Genomic DNA, 18530 nt, shown 5'->3' with positions numbered 1-18530 from the left:
GTTTGGTTACCTACCATTATAACGAAATTTGGGGAGGTACCCATTTTTTATTGTCTTGAATCCCTTGAAAATCAAGGGGTGAGAATTATGAAATTAACTCGATTATTAAAAAATTAAGGAAGAATTAAGGAAGAATTAAGGAAGATAAAATTCTAAATTAAGATTCGTCTTCTATACTTATATTTGTAAAAAGCAAGAATAACAAACAGAATATTAAAGAGGAAGGTGAGAATTTTGAAACATTTAATTTCTATTGAATTCAAAAAAGCATTAAATAAGAGATTTATTATCTTTAGTTTAGCTCTCATATTTTTGCCGCTTATTGTCATTTTACCAATTATAAATGGTTCATATGTATTTCACAGGGCTATAGATGTACACGCCCAATTATTAACTAAATCCCCAATACCACTATTATTTCCATTACTTTTAGTACAGCTTTATGCTGGTTCTTATGCTAATGAGAAAAAAGATAATTACCTTCAGTATGTAAGGCCCAGAACCATAATATCTAAATATGTATTGGCAAAGGGGATTGTTAATGCTTTTCTAACTTTTTTAGTAGCGTTCCTAATGATTTTTGTTCCATTTTTATTCATTCAATATATAGATCCGATGATTGGTTATATATATTATGAGACAGAATTTTTTAATCCTGTTTCTATAGGAACATTTGAGGTTGTTGCCCAAAATTCGGTTTTACTTTATGGCATAGTATATTCATTATGGGTGGGTATTAATGGAGCAATATATATGACTATAGCTTACTTGCTTACAATATGCCTTAAAAACAAATTTGTTGCATTATCCATCCCTTTTCTGTGGTGGTTTATTATGAACTTTGTAACAGCAGTTCTATGGATAGAGAGATTTTCTCCTGTTTTCACAGTTTTTCCTTTTTCCATTACTGCACAGCCAATGTGGACAATATTTATTCCTTTTATAGTTTTAATCTTAATTATTGCAACTTTGATTGTTTATATAAAGAAAACTAGGAAGGTTTGGAATGAGTAGTATGATAAAGGTAAAAAACAGGATTATTTCGTGGAAATACTTAATGGCTGCTATCCCAATAGTCCTATACGCCTTAAGCAATAGGCAATCAATGCTGTTTTTCGAAGAGCTTCATAATGTTACTGCAAACTTTTGGGATTATATATTTATGTCATTTAGTGATGTGTATTTATTATTATTTTATTTTTTTCCTTTGATTTTAATTATATCAACAGTGTATATAAATAGAACGTTTGAATACATCGAGCTTATACGTTTAGGTTCTTATAAGAAGTGGATTTTTACGAGGTTAGAACAGTTATTTAAAATAGACATTTTCTTTATATTAATGTTTTTGGGTTCAATATTACTAACTTCATTCAGTACTTTATTTTCAATGGAATGGAGTAGTGTCGGGATAATTAATGTATCAGGGAATGAGATTCTATATTATTTGCGCCATTATTTCCCTACACCTTTTGTAGCGTTGGTGTTACAGATAGGATTGTTACTATTAACAATAATAACATTTCAATTAATGCTATGTATCCTTTATGCGAGATTTAAAAAACCATCGCTATTGTATCTATTAAATGGGCTAATGTATCTATATGGCTCAATTAGCTTTAAAGTATTTCCAGCTTCAATGAAATTAATTGTAATGCCTAATTATTTAAGTTTATTTCATGGAGTTGCTTCTTTTGATAGTATAATTATGCCGTTTGTAATAGTACTTTCTGTGTTACTGTTCTTAATATTTATAGCTAATAATATAGATAGAGATTACAGAAATAGTAGAAATTATCTAGTGAAAAATTTACCTGTATTAGGATATGGATTGCTATGCCTAATGGGAATTTTGTTTCATATAAGTAAACAATCAAATGGGGAATTGTCAATTTGGGACGGTTTTATAGTTACATTTATGGGAACCACTAATGAAATATTTACCCTTATCTCCTTCACATTTTATATAGTGGTTTTTTTAGGGGCGGTTTACTTCGTTCAACTACGATTACAAAGGTATTTATCAGAGATGAGCTACTATACCATGATAAGATACCGCTCTATAAATAAATGGTTTTTAAGCTGTTTTCCGGGAATCTTGAAAACAATAACGATACTTCTACTAATACTACTTTCTGGAACAATATCTATAGCGATGCTAAAAGGATACTCTATTACAGTGCCAGAGAATGTATTTGAAATCCTATATCAATTTATTGTAAATGGATTTTTACAGCTTCTCTTTTATGTGATTTTCGTTATCATAATATCATTTGCTACGAAGGATGTATTTAAAAGCTTTACAACCCTTTTGACGCTAACGGTATTTATGCTTCCAGGTTTTAGACTAAACAATCTAATACCTGTGGGATTAAATAGCATGGGCTATGTACTCGAAGGGTATTCAGTTTTTTTTATATCAATAAAATTAGCAGTTTATATTGCAATTGAAGTAATAGTTTTACTATATCTATTTAATAAGAAAGACTATATTGTGTAAAAAGGAAAGGTGAGTAATGATGAGTTTGATAGAATTAAGAAATGTAAGTAAGTCATTTAAAGGATTATCTTTGTTTGAGAATCTATCGGTATCCTTTGAAAAAGGGAAAATTTATGGAATAGTTGGCCATAATGGTTCTGGAAAATCAGTGCTTTTTAAGATGATGTGCGGTTTTATTTTTCCAGATCAAGGAAGTGTTATTGTAAATGGTGAAGAGCTTGGAAAGAATAAAAGATTCCCCAAAAATTTTGGAATCATTATAGATAAGCCAGGATACTTAGGTGACAAAACTGGCTTTGAAAATTTGAGATATCTGGCCGATATACAAAACAAGATATCTGATGAAAAGATAAAAGAAATTTTGGAAAAGGTAGGACTTAGTCATACTATAATGCAAAAGGTTAAGAACTATTCACTTGGAATGAAGCAAAAATTAGCTATTGCGCAAGCAATCATGGAGGATCAGGAAATATTATTACTTGATGAACCTTTTAATGGTTTAGACGTTGATAGCGTAGAGAATATTAGGGATTTGCTAAAAAGTTTAAATAAGCAAGGAAAAACAATTTTTTTAACCAGTCATAATAACGAGGATATAGATATTCTTTGTGATCATGTGTTCAGGGTAAGAAATTATTCCTTGGAACAGCTGAAATAATATTATGGATATGTTCCCGCCTACCGATAGTGCCAAAAAGGCGGTGGATATGTTTCCAAGAACGGACATACTCAAATGACATTCATTCTATCCTCTCAAGCCATGTGGAGTGCGTAGTATTGATGTCAAGGGTTGAGAAATAAAAATACTTTAAGCACTTATAGATAAAGGGTTTCCTGACATTGAATTTTTCTCATGACATCTTTGTCGAGGACGTTAATGTCGGGAAACCCTTATTTTTATTCTTTGAGGAAACATGTCAACTACCATGAAAGTGATAGGGGTTGAGTTGATAGGTTAGATTTTTTATTGGGGTTGAGAAGGCAGGATAGATAATTAAAGGTTCTTTGTCAAATGGTGTTGGTGAATAAATTTTAGTGACATTATTTGGTGATGTGTAATCGGATGGTTTAGGGGAAATTCGAGGTTCCCCTAAGCTGTTTTTATTTTCGCTAAGTTTTGGGTAATGAATATTCGGTTTCTAAAGTGATAGAAGGATCGATAACCGAAAGAAATGCGTTTAATCACTTTGATTTTGTTATTAATCCCCTCTAAAATGCCGTTATTATAATCGTACTTTAGCGTATTCTCGACGTAATTGATGTATTTGTTGATTGTCTTGATGGCGGTTTTCATATAGCTGGAAACGATATTTTGTTTATTCTCTAATGTTTTCTTTAGGAGCTCAAAGTCTTTGGTTTTGATGCAATGTTGCACGTATTGGTATAACTCATAGGACGCTTTTAATTCAGAATCTAAATCAATGAGATAGTGGAGTGTGTATGGCAAAATAAAAGTGCAGAGCTTTGCAAAGGAAAAATGCAGAGTCCTGCACTAAATTTTTGTGCATAAACAAAAAAAGACTTGCCAGTCACCCCAAGTCCCACTACAGTAATTGTGTCAAGCAATTGGTAGTGGAGGTAAGAAGGGATGCTAGCAATGTCTGATATTAATTATATCAAACATTTAAGAAATAACAAAGGTTTATCTATTTCAGAAATACAAAGAACAATGAGAATTAATTGGCGAACAGCTAAGAAGTGTGCGGATGAAGATCAACTCCCTAAACAGAAATCATTTAAAAAGAAATTCTGCCCCTTGTTTATGCAAAGGAATGAAAAGAATCCATTTTGTTTTTCAAAAATGGATTCTTTTTGATTCTCACCAGATAAGGATTCTAATTCAAACGTAGCATTAATTATTGCATTATCAATTGTTAATGGATATTGATATTTTCCCGAACAGAATTATTGTCGAAAACTCATTTGCTAAAATCCGGACCGATCGCGACGGTCGATGTATTTGAAGATAATGTGCTCGTTCGTGAGGCGCTCGAAACTGTTCCAGCGGGCACCGTATTGGTCGTAGACGGAAAAGGTTCGCGAAATTGCGCGCTGCTCGGAGACCGTCTTGCCAAGATGCTTGTGAGCGCGGGCTTGCCGGATGATTATTCACGGATACATTCGCGATTCCGCAGAAATCGCCAATATGCCACTTGGGGTGATGGCGATTGGCACTTGCCCGGTGAAAAGCAAAAAAGAAGGAAAGGGAAAACGGACGTTGCGCTCGAATTTGGAGGCGTTCGTTGGGAGCCAGGCGCCTATGTGTACGCTGATCAAGACGGGATTGTATTGGCGAAAACGGACTTATTGAAAAAAAGTGGTTGACGATGTTTGAAAATTTGTACTACTATGAATAACAGAAATGTTCTTTGAAAAATCGACATTATATGCCAAACAAATAAGGTGCCTTTCTCATTAGAGAATAGGCTTAAAAGGGAAGTACGGTGAAAATCCGTCGCGGTACCCGCCACTGTGATGGGGAGCTTTGTTGCAACATGTCACTGAAGGAAACTTCGGGAAGGCGCAATAAAGCGATGATCCTAAGTCAGGAGACCTGCCTTATTTGTTCGGACGGATACCTACGGGATTATAGGTAGACGTGCGGGAGAATGGTATACTTTTTTTGCTATATTTGTATGCATTTTTCTGCACCTCTGCGTATAGAGGTGCTTTTTATTTTGCAAAAAAGGAGAGACTCAACATGACAACATGGAACTTAATCGGAATGAAACATCATGTGCTGATTTGCAATGGAGGCAGCTGCATGCGTAAAGGGGGAGAAGAAGTAACGCTTGCCATCCGCGAAGAAATCGCGATGCTGGAGTTAGATGGCATTGTACATACGACGCGGACTCGCTGCAATGGCCGTTGCCAAGACGCGTGTGTAGTCATCGTTTACCCTGAAGGCGTATGGTACAACGGTGTGACGCCGGAAAAAGCAAGGGAGCTTGTGCGAAGGCATTTGCGAGATGGGGAATGGTTGGAAGAAACGATAACGTACCGTTATGAAGAGAAGCAAGGATTGATGATGACAAAACAATCAAACGCCCCTCTAGGAATCTCGAAATTATGTAAAGCAACGGGAGGAACGAAAGCATAAAAAATGGAAAGTCTCCCTTTTCCTTTGCGGTTTAGTCGTCTATTTTACTTTTACCGGCAGCACATCGGCATTTGCGATGCATATTATGGAAGGATTTTTGCCTAACCTAAGATGGTTCAAGCATCCTAACCATCGAACGTGATGAGAGGCTTTATATGGAGAGACGGGCATGATAGGCTGTTTTAGCCATGCGATGTTATCTGTCCATCGCTCCAGCGCAAAAAATCGTGCCCGTAGAGGCTCCATGTCAAGCCTTTATCGCACACGCACCACATTCATAGCGAAAGGAGAGAATGGATAACTTAAATATTATCAATTTGTGTCTTGACAAAGGGGTGCATTACACCCTTTCGTCTGTATAATGTACCGTTTATTGTGATAGTTTTATTTTTAAAATCAATATCTTCCCATTTGAGACCTAAAAGTTCCCCTCTTCGAACCCCGGTAACCACATCAACCAAAAATGGGGTAACTAATCCTTTTTTAGAAGCTACTTCTAAGAAAATATGCACCTCTTCTTTCGTCCACGCCCTATTTCTTTTACTTTTGTTATTCTTAACCACAGGTTTTTGAGCACTTTCCATGGGATTAACTTTGATTAATCCCCATGCTACTGCTTTTTTAAAAGCTTGGTTAAGCAAACTGAAAATGATATGAAGATATGATTCTGATAAATCTCTTTTCTCTTTTTCTTCATGTTTAGCTTTTTTCTGTGGTTTTCTACCGTTTTTCCGTCGAATACTTTTGATAAAAATTTTTTCTTTTAATTTAATTGATTTTTATTGAATTGTATTAATCGCAAAACATTATAGCTTCGAATTTTTTAATTTTAAGAGGTATATTTATAAAAAATTTTTTACCGCTCTTTATTATTTATCACTGGAGCGTTTTTTTATCAATGAATAATCAAAAGTGTGTTGACATGAAGTTGGTTCGGATGGTATATATTAGATAGCTAAACAAAAACGCGTCTGTGATAAAAAATAAATATTTTTATGAAGGGTGTGTTTGTATGTCGTATAAATATTGGAGGGTTGTTTGTAAATATGGTCACGTAGGAAGAAGAAATGAGGTAAGTGTTCCGAGGTATATACAAACAGATGACAGTTGTAGTCTCATTGATGTTATTGATATCGTTTCAAAAATGCCGGGCATTAAGAAAAGCGGAGACAAAATGTACGGTATTGTTTCTGCAAAACCGATTAATGAGGAATGCTATCTAAAAGGAAAAATAGAAGAAAAAGAAAACCTTTTTTTGAAGAAATTAATGGCTTTTAATATACGCGAAGAAAAACAAACTGTTTTAATCTGAAAGGATGATAACAAAATATGGCTAGATATTTTGAAAGTGAATTAGAGCATAAGGTGGCAGAAGATCTAAAAAGAAAAGGGATCGCTGTTGTAAGGAAAGCTGCAACGATAGGAAGAAAAAATATCGATATGATTGGTTATACAATTAATAATGAAGGAAAATTAGAACCGCAAGTGATTGTAGAGGTCAAAAGGTTCCTTAGTATGGATGCACAGAGGCAATTAATGGATTATGCGGAAGTTTGCGCTACTCCTTTTGCTTTATTAGCAACTCCAGAGAAGTATATCTGGTTTGAAACAAAGACGTTTCTGCAAATTGACGAACCACAGTTTACAAATGAGAGAACGTTTGTTGATAATGATGAGGAAATTGAAAAACTTTTGTGGGGCCTATTTGATTTGCTTAGAGGAAATTTTTCAATAAGTGAAGAAATCGAAATTCTTTTATACAGTTTGTTGATTAGGGCATATCTACATGAACAAAACGCTATGGGTAAATGGTCTGAGATCAGTACTAGCGAAGAGTATCATAACCTGCTTGTTAAAGCATTTGAATATTTTAAAATTGATGAGGGTTACGAACGTAAACAAATTCCAGAAAATATTGTTCAATCAATCGTTTGGAATTTAAATGTGTTACCACCTATCCATCCGATTTACAGTAGAATTTCACTTAATATTTTGGAAAAAAAGAGAGATATTGGTTTATATGTTACACCTTCTTCAGTTCGTAACTTATTTGCTTGCCTAGTTAAATCTTTAAATTTAACAAATGTAAGAGCTTTAGATATGTCTGCTGGATATGGAGCGATCACATTTGAAATCATGAGAGAGTGCGATATTTCTTCGCTAACTGCTTACGAAATTGACCGTCGCGCTTCTAGCTATCTCAAAATAATATCTGTAATTAGTGGCTATTCGAATTTGACCGTGTATTCAGAGGATGTTTTGCAAGCTAATGAAGAGCTAAAAAACGATTCTTACGGATTAGTACTCGTAGATCCACCTTTACTGAAAATTCAAGGGGATACAGATAGTTATAAAATGTTTCATGTTACTCAAAAAGGTACCCGGAAACGCATTGATGCATCTGAATTGTTCATAGAGAAAGCAATAAATTCGGTAGAAGCAGGAGGATATGTTGTTGCGCTTGTACCTGAAGGAGTTTTATTCTCGAAGCCATCACAAATTACAAGAGAATTTATTAAAGAAAAAATGATTATTGAAGCAATTATCAGTCTCCCTCCACATTCTTTAAAGCCATATTCAGCTGTCAAGGTTAGTCTTTTAGTGATGCGTAAGAAGTTAGAAGAGAATGAGAAGGCTAAAGAATTATTTTTGGCAAAACCTGATAGCATAGAGCAATTCGAAGAAGTAGTGGAAGGTTTTAAGACATGGAGAACTGGAGGGAAAATTTAGTGCCTAATATCACAGTATTACCATACAAAGTATTGGACGTAAGTGATTGGTCTTTTGAACATTTGACTTCATATCATCGATTTAGCGAAGAAAACAAAGGAATTGTCTTAAGTGACCTAGTGGAGTTCAATCCTGTTAAAATAGACAGAAACAGCGTTGATGCAGAAAAGCAATATATATATATCGATATAAGCAGCGTATCTTCTGAAGATGGAATGATTTTAGAACCCAAGTATGTATTGGGGAGCGAATTACCGGCTAGGGCAACATTAAAAGTAAGAACAGGGGATGTTATTGTATCCTCTGTTCGACCAGAGCGTAATACTGTAGCAATTATTGATAAAAAATTTGATGGTAGTATTGTAAGCAATTCTTTTGTGGTGTTAAGACCAAAAAAGATTAGTTCAGAGTTGCTGTATTTTGTACTGCGAAGTGAAAATGTAACAGAACGAATGTCTCGATTAGCACGTGGGACTATTCCGACTGTTAAGCTAAAAGATTTTCGGGAGTTAGTGCTTCCATCTATAGAAATAAATGAAAAAAATAACGATAGGGCAGTAAATTTGTATTGCGATTGGGTCAGAACTTATAGAGCAGCTAAAACTTTGGCGCATATAGTGGAAGATTGTTTTATTCGGCATCATTTAGTAAACCCATCTAGTAATTTGAATGAAGATACTTTATTATACAAAGCTTTGCCATATGAGCAGCTTGGCGACCGCTTGGATGTGGGATTTTATTTTACATCCAATCAAAAAGAAACCCAATGGCTTGTTGTAACTCAACGATTAAAAAATGTAGTTAAAAACTTCCGCTCTGGAGCGGCGATACCTTCTAAAGAGTATGGAGAAGAGGGTATTCCATATGTGCGAATTAAAGATATGGATAATAACAAAATTACACTGCAGGATGCAGTTTTTGTCAGTGAAGAAGTTGCACAACAATATCCTAAGAGCAGATTAACCGCGGGGAATGTATTAATTTCAAGAGTAGGTACCATTGGAAAATCCGCGTTAGTAACAAAAGAGATTGAAGGAGCTATCGTTAACCAACATATCACCATTGTTGAATTAAACGAAGAGATACTTTTACCAGAGTTTTTTGTGCTGTATTTGAATACAAGTTGGGCTACTGAACAATTTAACCAACGAGCTTCCGGCAGTGCACAGCAATTTATCAAACTTGGCGATATTAAAGAATTGATAGTTCCTGTACCAAATCTACAAAAGCAACAAGAAATTGTGAATGACATTATGGAAAAAATTTCAGAAAATCGATTGGATTCTTTAAGGAAAGAAATTGCTGAATTTACCGAAGAACTTATGCAATAGAGAAGCTACCAATTATTTTAGGGAATAGTGAAATCACTAAATGGAAATGGGGTAATATTTCAATGACAGTAATTTCAACAGAAGTAAATTTAAATCTTAATGGTACATTCTATAAAGGATTAGATAAAAAGAACGGTTATTCTAATGAAACTAAAGCTTGTATTGAAAATACTGTTAGAAAATTATTGCAGAATGATACAAGTTTAAGTAGACCGGGAATGTTGTTAGGGAAAATTCAGAGCGGTAAAACCCGTACATTTATCGGTATAACAGCTTTAGCGTTTGATAACGGATATGATGTTGCGATTGTTCTTACAAAAGGAACAAGAGCGCTAGCACAACAAACATATGAGCGATTAAAAATGGAATTTGAAGACTTTAAAAATGATGATATTCTACAAATCTTCGATATCATGTCTCTTCCTGATAATCTAACAAACTATGAACTAGAGCAAAAAATCATCTTAGTTGTAAAAAAAGAGAAAAACAACTTAAACCGCTTAAAAAAAGCATTGTTTGAAACATATCCATCTCTTGCAAGTAAAAAAGTATTAATTATTGACGACGAGGCAGATTATGCGAGTGTCGGGTTTTCTAAAACCAAAAGTGAAATATATGAGATTAATGTAATTGCAGGACAAATTGATGACATTCGTCAAAACTTGGAACAGTGTGATTTCTTGCAAGTAACGGCTACACCGTATTCACTATATTTACAACCTGATAATATCGAACTTCGCGGCTTTGTGTTTAAACCGATTAAGCCAGCTTTCACAGAATTAGTTCCTGTCCCAAAAGAGAGTATATTGGCGGTGATTACTATTTCCAGGAAAGTCAAGAAGAAAACACTATTGCCTATTATATTTACGAGCCAATTTCTCCTGAAGAGCTCATTGTATTAAAAAAGCAGGACCGTAGACGGTTTAAAATTGAGGAAGTATTGACTAGCAATAAAGTTCATTCGTTGCGGGCGGCTGTGATGAACTTTATTGTAGGTGGAGTGATTCGACGTATACAAAGCCAAAAAATTGGAGAACGTCCTAAAAAATACAGTTTTATTATCCATACGGAGCAAAAAAAGCAAGCTCATGAATGGCAAGAAGAAGTCGTGATTGAAATGAAGCGACAACTATCCGTTATCGTTGATGAAGATCCAGAATTACTTACAGACTTAATTAAAGAATCATACGATAACTTGAAAAAATCGCTTTTACTGTTAGAATGCGATGTTCCAGAGTTTCAAGAGGTGAAATACGAAGTCATCCAAGCTATCAGAAAAGACCATATCATGATTACAAAAGTCAATTCTGAAAAAGATGTCAATGAGTTATTGGATGATACAGGACAATTAAAGCTCCGTGTGCCTTTAAATATTTTTATCGGGGGACAAATTTTAGACCGCGGAGTCACGATTGGAAACTTGATTGGTTTTTATTACGGTCGCAGCCCAAAAACATTTCAACAGGATACGGTGTTGCAGCACTCGCGCATGTTTGGTTATCGCCCGATACAGGATTTAGCAGTTACTCGTTTTTATACTACGGAAGAAATTTACGATGTAATGCGTAAAATTCATGAATTTGATTCAGCATTGCGTGCTGCTATTGAAAATGGAAATGATAATGGGGTTGTTTTCATTCAAAAAGATACAAGTAATAAAATTATACCTTGTTCACCCAATAAAATTCTTATGTCTAAAGTTACAACGTTAAAACCGTTGAAACGTCTCTTGCCTATTGGCTTTCAAACAAGATATAAAACACATATTTCCAAAACAGTACAAGAAATTGATAAGATTGTAAAATCTTTAGTTCAAGGAAATGACCCTGTACTGATTGATTTAAAGGATGCGGTTACTATTATAGAAAAAATTCATCAAACATTTGATCCGGATGCAGGGGAGAAATGGGATGTAAAAGCGTTTATCTCAAGTATGGAATACTTGGCAAACAATGTTCCTGAACAACATGTAGGTAAAGTTTGGTGTATTGCGCGAAAAGGAAGAAATGTAGGACGTATTCGTGAACAATCTGGAAGATATGAAGATTCACCGGACACTCCATCAGGAAAGCACAGTGAATTAACTATAGCTAAAAAAATAGCAATCGAAAACCCTGTACTCATTCTTATACGTCAGCAAGGTTCAGAAGAGAAAGGCTGGAGAGGTGCAGAATTTTGGTGGCCAGTACTTGTTACTCCAGCAAAAACACCAACTGTAGTATTTACGAGCGAAACACAAGATTAAATTGAAAAAGAAGAGGGCTGATAACGGTCCTCTTCTAAATAAATACACGAATTTAAAGATGTTAACAAAATTGTAGAGGCATTTAATCTCTCTCGACTATATATTCGCTACAGTAAAAAGAGGGGATGATTGAAAAGGAGCAGTAAATTATTAAGATTTGATAATAATCGACAAAAAAGACCTGTTTCAATCAAATTATTTGATAGAATATAAACGCATTGCAATTATAATAAATGGACATCATTGATATACTTGGAGGGAAACAAATTGAATAACGTTCGTATCAACGAAATTGTTAGCTTTATTTGGGGTATTGCAGACGATGTTCTTCGTGATGTATTAGTACGTGGTAAATATCGAGATGTCATTTTACCAATGACTGTAATTAGACGTATTGATGCGCTACTTGAGCCAACAAAAGCAGAAGTAGAGAAAATACACAAATTTTTGAATGAAAAGGGAATGGTCAACCAAGACGCAGCATTACGTAAAGCTTCTGGTCGCCCTTTTTACAATACGTCAAAATTTACACTTCGTCGTTTATTAGACGAACCATCACATATTAAAGAAAACTTTGAAGTCTATCTTGCGGGTTTTAGTCCTAATGTTCGTGAAATTGTACATAAGTTTAAATTTCATAATCAGCTTGAAACCTTAGATGAAGCGAATGTCTTATATAAGCTAGTTGAAAAATATACAGATCCAAAAGTGAAGTTAGAAGAATTATCGAACTTAGAAATGGGATATGTTTTCGAAGAGTTAATTCGCCGTTTCAACGAAGAAAACAATGAAGAAGCCGGAGAACACTTTACACCGCGAGATGTTGTTGCTTTAATGACACATTTATTGTTTGAACCTATTAAAGATAAAATTCAAGGTGGAACATTCTTAGTTTACGACGGTGCATGTGGTTCGGGTGGTATGTTAACTGAATCAGAGAATTTTATCAAAAAAATAGCTGAAGAAAATGGAAAGAAAGTAACAGTTGAACTATATGGGCAAGAAATCCAAGCTGAAACTTTTGCAATTTGCCAATCAGATATGCTAATTCACGATAAAAATCCGGCTAACATTCGGTATGGTTCTACATTGTCGAATGATCAATTTGCTGATATGAAATTTGATTTTATGATTATGAACCCTCCGTACGGTAAGAGCTGGAAAGTTGACCAAGATATACTATCTGATAACGGAAAAAAAGAAATTGAAGATCCACGCTTTGTGAAAGTGCTACCTAATGGAGAGAAGTTAAAACTAATTCCGCGTTCAAGCGATGGACAATTATTATTTCTGGTTAATGCTCTTTCAAAAATGAAAGAAAGTACAGAACTAGGTAGTCGTATTGCAACAATCCACAATGGTTCGGCTTTATTTACAGGTGATGCTGGTCAAGGGGAAAGCAATATTCGTAAATGGATTATCGAAAATGATTGGTTAGAAGCTATTATCGCTTTACCAAATAATATGTTCTATAACACTGATATCGCAACTTATATATGGGTGTTAACAAATCGTAAAGCACCGCATCGCAAAGGCAAAGTACAGCTAATTGATGCAACAAATTGGTATCAAAAAATGCGTAAAAATCTTGGGAAAAAAAGTTATGAACTATCAGAAGAACATATTTCTAAAATTATGGAAGCATACCACAATTTTGTAGAAACAGACGAATCGAAAATCTTTAATAACAATGAATTTGGCTATGCGAAAATTACGATTGAACGACCATTACGACTTGCTACACAAATAACTGAAGAACGGATTCAAACAATGAAAGAAGCTTTCAAAAGTGAGCCGAAAAAATATAAAGGTTTAATTCCTTTAGAAAACGAGCTTATTGAACTATTACAAGTAACGTTTGGTACTGACAAACATATGGACTATAACAAAGTCATTGCAACATTCGAAGCAGCTATTAAAGAACAAAACTTAAAAGTATCGAAAGCCGATATGAAAAAGTTATTTGAGTTCTTCACCGAACGCGATGAAAATGCAGAAAAAGTAATTAAAAAGAAAACAAAAACGGAAATACAATACGAGCCGAACCCAGAACTTCGGGATACAGAAAATGTTCCATTAACGGAAGATATTGAGGAATATTTTAAACGAGAAGTATTACCATATGTACCGGATGCATGGATTGACCATGAAAAAACTGTAATTGGTTATGAAATTACATTTACAAAGTATTTCTATAAATATGAAGAACTACGAAGCCTTGAGGATATTGCCCGTGAATTGCTAGAGTTAGAGAAACAATCGGAAGGATTACTTCATCAGATTTTGGATGGGGAGAAGTAGATGAAGAAGTATACAGAATATAAGGATAGTGGTGTAAAGTGGATTGGACAAATACCCTCCCACTGGGAAATCAGTCGAATAAGAAGTGTTACAAAAGTTAAAAGTATAAAAAATAAGCCTAATGAGCGTTTACTATCCATTTATCGTGATTATGGAGTAATTTATAAAGACTCTCGTGATGACAATCATAACGTTGCTTCAGAAGATTTATCAACTTATAAATTTGTTGAACCCAGCGATCTAGTAATCAATAAAATGAAGGCGTGGCAAGGTTCATTAGCTATTTCTGAATACCAAGGAATCATTAGTCCAGCATATATTATTTGTGAAGTAAGTGATTCTATCTATCCGAGGTATTTACATTATCTTTTGCGTTCTAAAGGATATATCGGAGCATATAAAAGTATTTCTTATGGTGTTCGTATCGGACAATGGGATATGAGATATGAGGATTTTAAAAAACTACCTCTTCTAGTACCACCTTTAGAAGAACAAAAAATGATAGCAGATTATTTAGATAAAAAATTAAATGAGATTGATTTGCTAATTGAGATTAAAGAGAAGCAAATTGAGTTGTTTAAAGAAAAACAGAGAAAAATTATTGATGATTATATATTAAATGGAATAAACCATAAAAAAACTAAAAAGGTCGACGAAGTATGGTTGGCAAGTATTCCTGAAGATTGGCATTTAATCCCTTTGAAACATATTGTTCAAGAAATAAATATTTCCCGAGACGACATACGGGAAGATGAAATTTATTTGTCTTTAGATAGGATTGAAAGTAAAACAGGGAAATTTAAAATTGAAGATGGAAATGTAGAGTTTGATAGCAAAGTAAAAGAGTTTAAAGAGACTGATATTTTATTTAATAAGTTAAGGCCTTATCTAGCTAAAGTTGTTTTTCCGAAAAGAAAAGGTGTATGTGTGGGAGAACTCCTAGTTTTACGACCGAAAGTTAAGACTGTCCTTCCGGAATACTTACATTATGTATTATTATCCCCATCTTTTATCAATTTAGTTGATAGTTCGACTTATGGTACGAAGATGCCTCGTGCAAATTGGGAATTTATAGGTAATCAAAAAATACCGATTCCTAGAAAGATAGAAGAGCAAAAACAAATTGTTGAATTAATCAAACAACGCACACAAGTAATTGATGATTTTATTAAGTATACGGAGGAATATATCGCCAAAATTAAAGAATATCGCCAAACACTTATCTCAAATGTTGTTACAGGTAGATTTAATATTTGCCATTTAATATCAAAGGGGGGTGAGGAATTTGCCAACGGATATGTCGGAGCGTAAGGTTGAGGAAATTATTGAATCACATCTTGTTCAACAAAATGGCTACGTTCCTCGACTTCATTTAAATTACGATGCAACGTACTGTGTAGATAAGGAATTGTTATTACAATTCCTTTCTTCTACACAATCTGAAGTTGTCGATACGTTAAAACGTCGTTATGGAGACATGTTTGAAACTCGTTTGTTTAAGCGGATATTTGACCAAATTAAGAAAAAAGGGATTGTTCATGTACTGCGTAACGGTGTTAAAGAGGGTGAATTTAAATTAACTCTTTATTACAAGAAACCTGCTTCATCTAAGTTAAATATGACAGCGGTAAAAAATTATCAATCTAATATTTTCTCTGTCATGCGGCAAGTTCATTACTCAAAGAAAACACCGAATAAGTCCCTTGATATGGTTCTGTTTATTAACGGTTTGCCTATTGTCACAATGGAGTTAAAAAATACGCTGACAAAGCAATCTGTCCATGATGCCATTCGTCAATATCAAAAAGACCGTGATCCAAAAGAGCCGTTGTTTGAATTAGGTCGTTGCCTTGTTCATTTTGCCGTCGATGATCAAGAAGTATATATGACGACGATGTTAAATGGTGAAAACACTGTATTTTTACCATTTAATAAAGGTTATAACTACGGAAAGGGAAACCCGCCTAATCCGTTCGGATTAAAAACAGACTATCTATGGCGCGATATTCTAACAAAGGAAAGCTTGTCATTGATTATTGAAAAGTATGCACAACTTATAGAGGAAAAAGACGAAGAGACAAATAAAGTAAAAAGAAAATTAATCTTTCCACGGTATCATCAATTTGAAGTTGTCCGTTTGTTATTAAAACGGGCACGTCATGACGGTGCAGGTCATCGTTACCTGATTCAGCATAGTGCCGGATCTGGAAAAAGTAATTCGATTACGTGGTTAGCGCATCAGCTAGTAGAGCTAAAAGATATGACAGATGAACATCCTGTGTTTGATAGCGTCATTGTTGTTACAGATCGGAAAGTATTAGATAAACAGCTCCGCAACAATATTAAACAGTTTGCGCAAGTGGATGGTGTAATCGGTGCAGCAACAAACAGCGCAGAGTTGCGTGCATACTTAGAAGTAGGTAAAAAAATTATTGTTACAACGATTCAAAAATTCCCTTATGTAGTAGACGGAATTGATGGCTTATCACAGTACAAGTTCGCAATTATTATTGACGAAGCCCACTCTTCACAAGGCGGAAATACAGCAGCTAAAATGAACGCAATTCTATCAAAAGACGAAACGGATGAGGAAGAATTAACAGCAGAAGATAAGATTAACCAATTTATTGAAAGTCGGAAAATGCCACCGAACGTAAGTTATTTTGCTTTTACAGCTACCCCAAAGAATAAAACATTAGAATTGTTCGGTGAAAAACAATCTGACGGGACGTTTAAACCATTCCATGTGTACTCGATGCGTCAGGCAATTGAAGAAGGTTTTATTTTAGATGTGCTCCAAAATTACACAACGTACAACTCTTACTATAAGTTATACAAAAAAATTGAAGATGACCCGCAGTTTGACAGCAGAAGAGCGAAATCAAAAATGCGGCAATTTGTTGAGACTCATGAGTTAGCGATTGAGAAAAAAGCAGAAATTATGATTGATCATTTCCTAGAATATGTTTATCGTAAACGCAAAATCAATGGAAAAGCCAAAGCAATGGTTGTCACACGGTCGGTTTTAAGTGCTATTCGTTATAAAGAAGCGTTTGACCGTATTTTAAAAGAACGTAATGCTGGTATTGAAGCGATTGTTGCTTTTGAAGGCAGTCGTGAAATTGATGGAAAACAATATAGTGAAGAAATAATGAATGGTTTTCCAAGTGAAGACATTCCAAAAATGTTTAAACTGGATAAATATCGTTTCTTAATCGTGGCTGAGAAATTTCAAACAGGGTTTGATGAGCCGCTACTTCATACTATGTATGTAGATAAAGTATTGAGTGATGTAAAGGCTGTACAAACATTATCGCGTTTGAATCGCGCGTATAAACCGTATAAAAAGGATACATTTGTTTTAGATTTCGTTAATACGGCTGAAGACATTAAAGAGGCGTTTGAACCTTATTATAAAACGACAATATTAAGTGAAGAAACAGACCCGAATCGTTTAAATGACTTGCAAGACGAACTAGATCATTATCAAGTATACACAGAAGAAGAAGTAACGGAGTTCTTACATTTATATGTAGATGGAGCAGAGCGAGAAGTTCTTGATCCCAAGCTCGAAGCAATGGTTGAGCGTTTTAAGCAATTACCGATTGATGACCAAGTAAAATTTAAGAAACAAGCGCGGGCATTTGTAAGAACATATAACTTCCTGTCACAATTGTTGCCATTCAATAATAAAGAATGGACATCACGAGCGGTGACACTTCAATTTTTAGTTGCTAAATTACCGAAGTTAACGCAAGACGATTTGGGTGAGGGTGTATTAAATGCAGTGGACCTTGACAGTTACCGTCTCGAGCAAAATGAGAAGAAGCATATTCAATTAGAAGGTGATGTTGTATTAGATCCATCTTCGGCTAACGTTGGCGGTGCTATTACAGACCCGAAAATGGAATACCTAAGTGAAATTGTACGTGATTTTAACGAAAAGTTCGGTAAAAACATTACGGAAAATGATTCAGTACGTAAATTTATGCTTGAAGAGCTACCACGACAAGTAGTAGCACATGAGGAATACCAAAATACCAAAAAATACTCAGATCGCCAAAACGCCAAAATTACATTCCGACGTATCTTGGAAAAAGTCTTTCAAGATTACATGTTTGATCAATTCGAAATGTATCAGAAGTTTATGGAAGATGAAGAGTTTGCGGAATGGTACACAAATAAGATGTTTGAGGCGGATTATCGTTTTGGTGACAACATTCATAATTGAGCATTTTGCATATTTTTTGACCCAAGAGCCATAAGGATTTCAAAGACATAAAAAAGGACTTCACCCCTAAAATGTAGAATTTTTGAAGTGAC

Annotated in this window: 16 protein-coding genes and 1 riboswitch; of the genes, 14 read left to right on the top strand and 2 right to left on the bottom strand. The window is 34.6% G+C overall.

The window, feature by feature from the left end; genetic code table 11:
* The first annotated feature begins 234 nt into the window (after positions 1-234).
* Genes DKZ56_RS00405 through DKZ56_RS00395 form a run of 3 tightly spaced genes read left to right on the top strand, consistent with a single transcriptional unit; the run spans position 235 to position 3158 of the window.
* Positions 235-1014, top strand: a complete 780-nt coding sequence (locus tag DKZ56_RS00405; protein ID WP_208650783.1) for an ABC transporter permease — start codon at positions 235-237, stop codon at positions 1012-1014.
* Complete coding sequence (locus tag DKZ56_RS00400; RefSeq protein ID WP_208650782.1) at positions 1007-2500, top strand: hypothetical protein; 1494 nt, start codon at positions 1007-1009, stop codon at positions 2498-2500. The genes DKZ56_RS00405 and DKZ56_RS00400 overlap by 8 nt, the downstream gene beginning before the upstream one ends.
* Positions 2501-2519: 19 nt before the next feature.
* A complete protein-coding gene (locus DKZ56_RS00395) occupies positions 2520-3158 on the top strand; it encodes an ABC transporter ATP-binding protein (protein ID WP_208650781.1) in 639 nt (212 codons plus the stop codon).
* 432 nt (positions 3159-3590) lie between these two features.
* On the opposite strand, the gene DKZ56_RS00390 is transcribed toward DKZ56_RS00395, so the two are convergent.
* Positions 3591-3947, bottom strand: coding sequence for a transposase (locus tag DKZ56_RS00390; protein ID WP_222837126.1), 357 nt, complete (start codon positions 3945-3947; stop codon positions 3591-3593).
* Between the two features lie 141 nt (positions 3948-4088).
* On the opposite strand from DKZ56_RS00390, the gene DKZ56_RS00385 reads away from it, so the two are divergent.
* The 3 genes from DKZ56_RS00385 (at position 4089) to DKZ56_RS00375 (ending at position 5600) form a co-directional block, all read left to right on the top strand.
* Positions 4089-4316 (top strand): hypothetical protein, encoded by a 228-nt coding sequence (locus tag DKZ56_RS00385; RefSeq protein WP_208652290.1) that lies wholly within the window; start codon positions 4089-4091, stop codon positions 4314-4316.
* 68 nt (positions 4317-4384) lie between these two features.
* On the top strand, positions 4385-4825 hold the full coding sequence (locus DKZ56_RS15650; protein WP_425471029.1) for an RraA family protein: 441 nt from the start codon (positions 4385-4387) through the stop codon (positions 4823-4825).
* Positions 4826-4884: 59 nt separating this feature from the next.
* A riboswitch (cobalamin riboswitch) is annotated at positions 4885-5076 on the top strand.
* A gap of 125 nt (positions 5077-5201) precedes the next feature.
* Complete coding sequence (locus DKZ56_RS00375; protein ID WP_208650780.1) at positions 5202-5600, top strand: (2Fe-2S) ferredoxin domain-containing protein; 399 nt, start codon at positions 5202-5204, stop codon at positions 5598-5600.
* Positions 5601-5902: 302 nt separating this feature from the next.
* Here the strand turns inward: DKZ56_RS00375 and DKZ56_RS00370 are convergent, their stop codons facing one another.
* Positions 5903-6241: a tyrosine-type recombinase/integrase gene (locus DKZ56_RS00370; protein ID WP_208650779.1), complete on the bottom strand. Its 339-nt coding sequence runs from the start codon at positions 6239-6241 to the stop codon at positions 5903-5905.
* Between the two features lie 371 nt (positions 6242-6612).
* On the opposite strand from DKZ56_RS00370, the gene DKZ56_RS00365 reads away from it, so the two are divergent.
* The 8 genes from DKZ56_RS00365 (at position 6613) to DKZ56_RS00335 (ending at position 18438) form a co-directional block, all read left to right on the top strand.
* The gene (locus tag DKZ56_RS00365) at positions 6613-6912 is read left to right on the top strand and encodes a hypothetical protein (RefSeq protein WP_208650778.1); all 300 of its coding nucleotides are present in this window, start codon (positions 6613-6615) and stop codon (positions 6910-6912) included.
* A gap of 17 nt (positions 6913-6929) precedes the next feature.
* Positions 6930-8330, top strand: coding sequence for an N-6 DNA methylase (locus DKZ56_RS00360; protein WP_208650777.1), 1401 nt, complete (start codon positions 6930-6932; stop codon positions 8328-8330).
* Positions 8306-9661 (top strand): restriction endonuclease subunit S, encoded by a 1356-nt coding sequence (locus DKZ56_RS00355; protein WP_208650776.1) that lies wholly within the window; start codon positions 8306-8308, stop codon positions 9659-9661. The genes DKZ56_RS00360 and DKZ56_RS00355 overlap by 25 nt, the downstream gene beginning before the upstream one ends.
* A 62-nt stretch (positions 9662-9723) precedes the next feature.
* Positions 9724-10563 (top strand): DEAD/DEAH box helicase family protein, encoded by an 840-nt coding sequence (locus DKZ56_RS15415; RefSeq protein ID WP_245989556.1) that lies wholly within the window; start codon positions 9724-9726, stop codon positions 10561-10563.
* 38 nt (positions 10564-10601) lie between these two features.
* On the top strand, positions 10602-11906 hold the full coding sequence (locus DKZ56_RS15410) for a Z1 domain-containing protein (protein ID WP_245989555.1): 1305 nt from the start codon (positions 10602-10604) through the stop codon (positions 11904-11906).
* Between the two features lie 267 nt (positions 11907-12173).
* Positions 12174-14207: a type I restriction-modification system subunit M gene (locus tag DKZ56_RS00345; RefSeq protein ID WP_208650775.1), complete on the top strand. Its 2034-nt coding sequence runs from the start codon at positions 12174-12176 to the stop codon at positions 14205-14207.
* Positions 14208-15518: a restriction endonuclease subunit S gene (locus tag DKZ56_RS00340; protein WP_208650774.1), complete on the top strand. Its 1311-nt coding sequence runs from the start codon at positions 14208-14210 to the stop codon at positions 15516-15518.
* Entirely contained in the window at positions 15493-18438 is a 2946-nt protein-coding gene (locus DKZ56_RS00335; protein WP_222837125.1) for a type I restriction endonuclease subunit R, read from the top strand. Before DKZ56_RS00340 ends, DKZ56_RS00335 begins: the two co-directional genes overlap by 26 nt.
* Positions 18439-18530 lie beyond the last annotated feature (92 nt).

The sequence above is a fragment of the Ureibacillus thermophilus genome, assembly GCF_004331915.1.
In the GTDB taxonomy this organism is placed as follows: Bacteria; Bacillota; Bacilli; order Bacillales_A; family Planococcaceae; genus Ureibacillus; species Ureibacillus thermophilus.
This window is presented reverse-complemented; position numbering and strand designations above follow the sequence as displayed.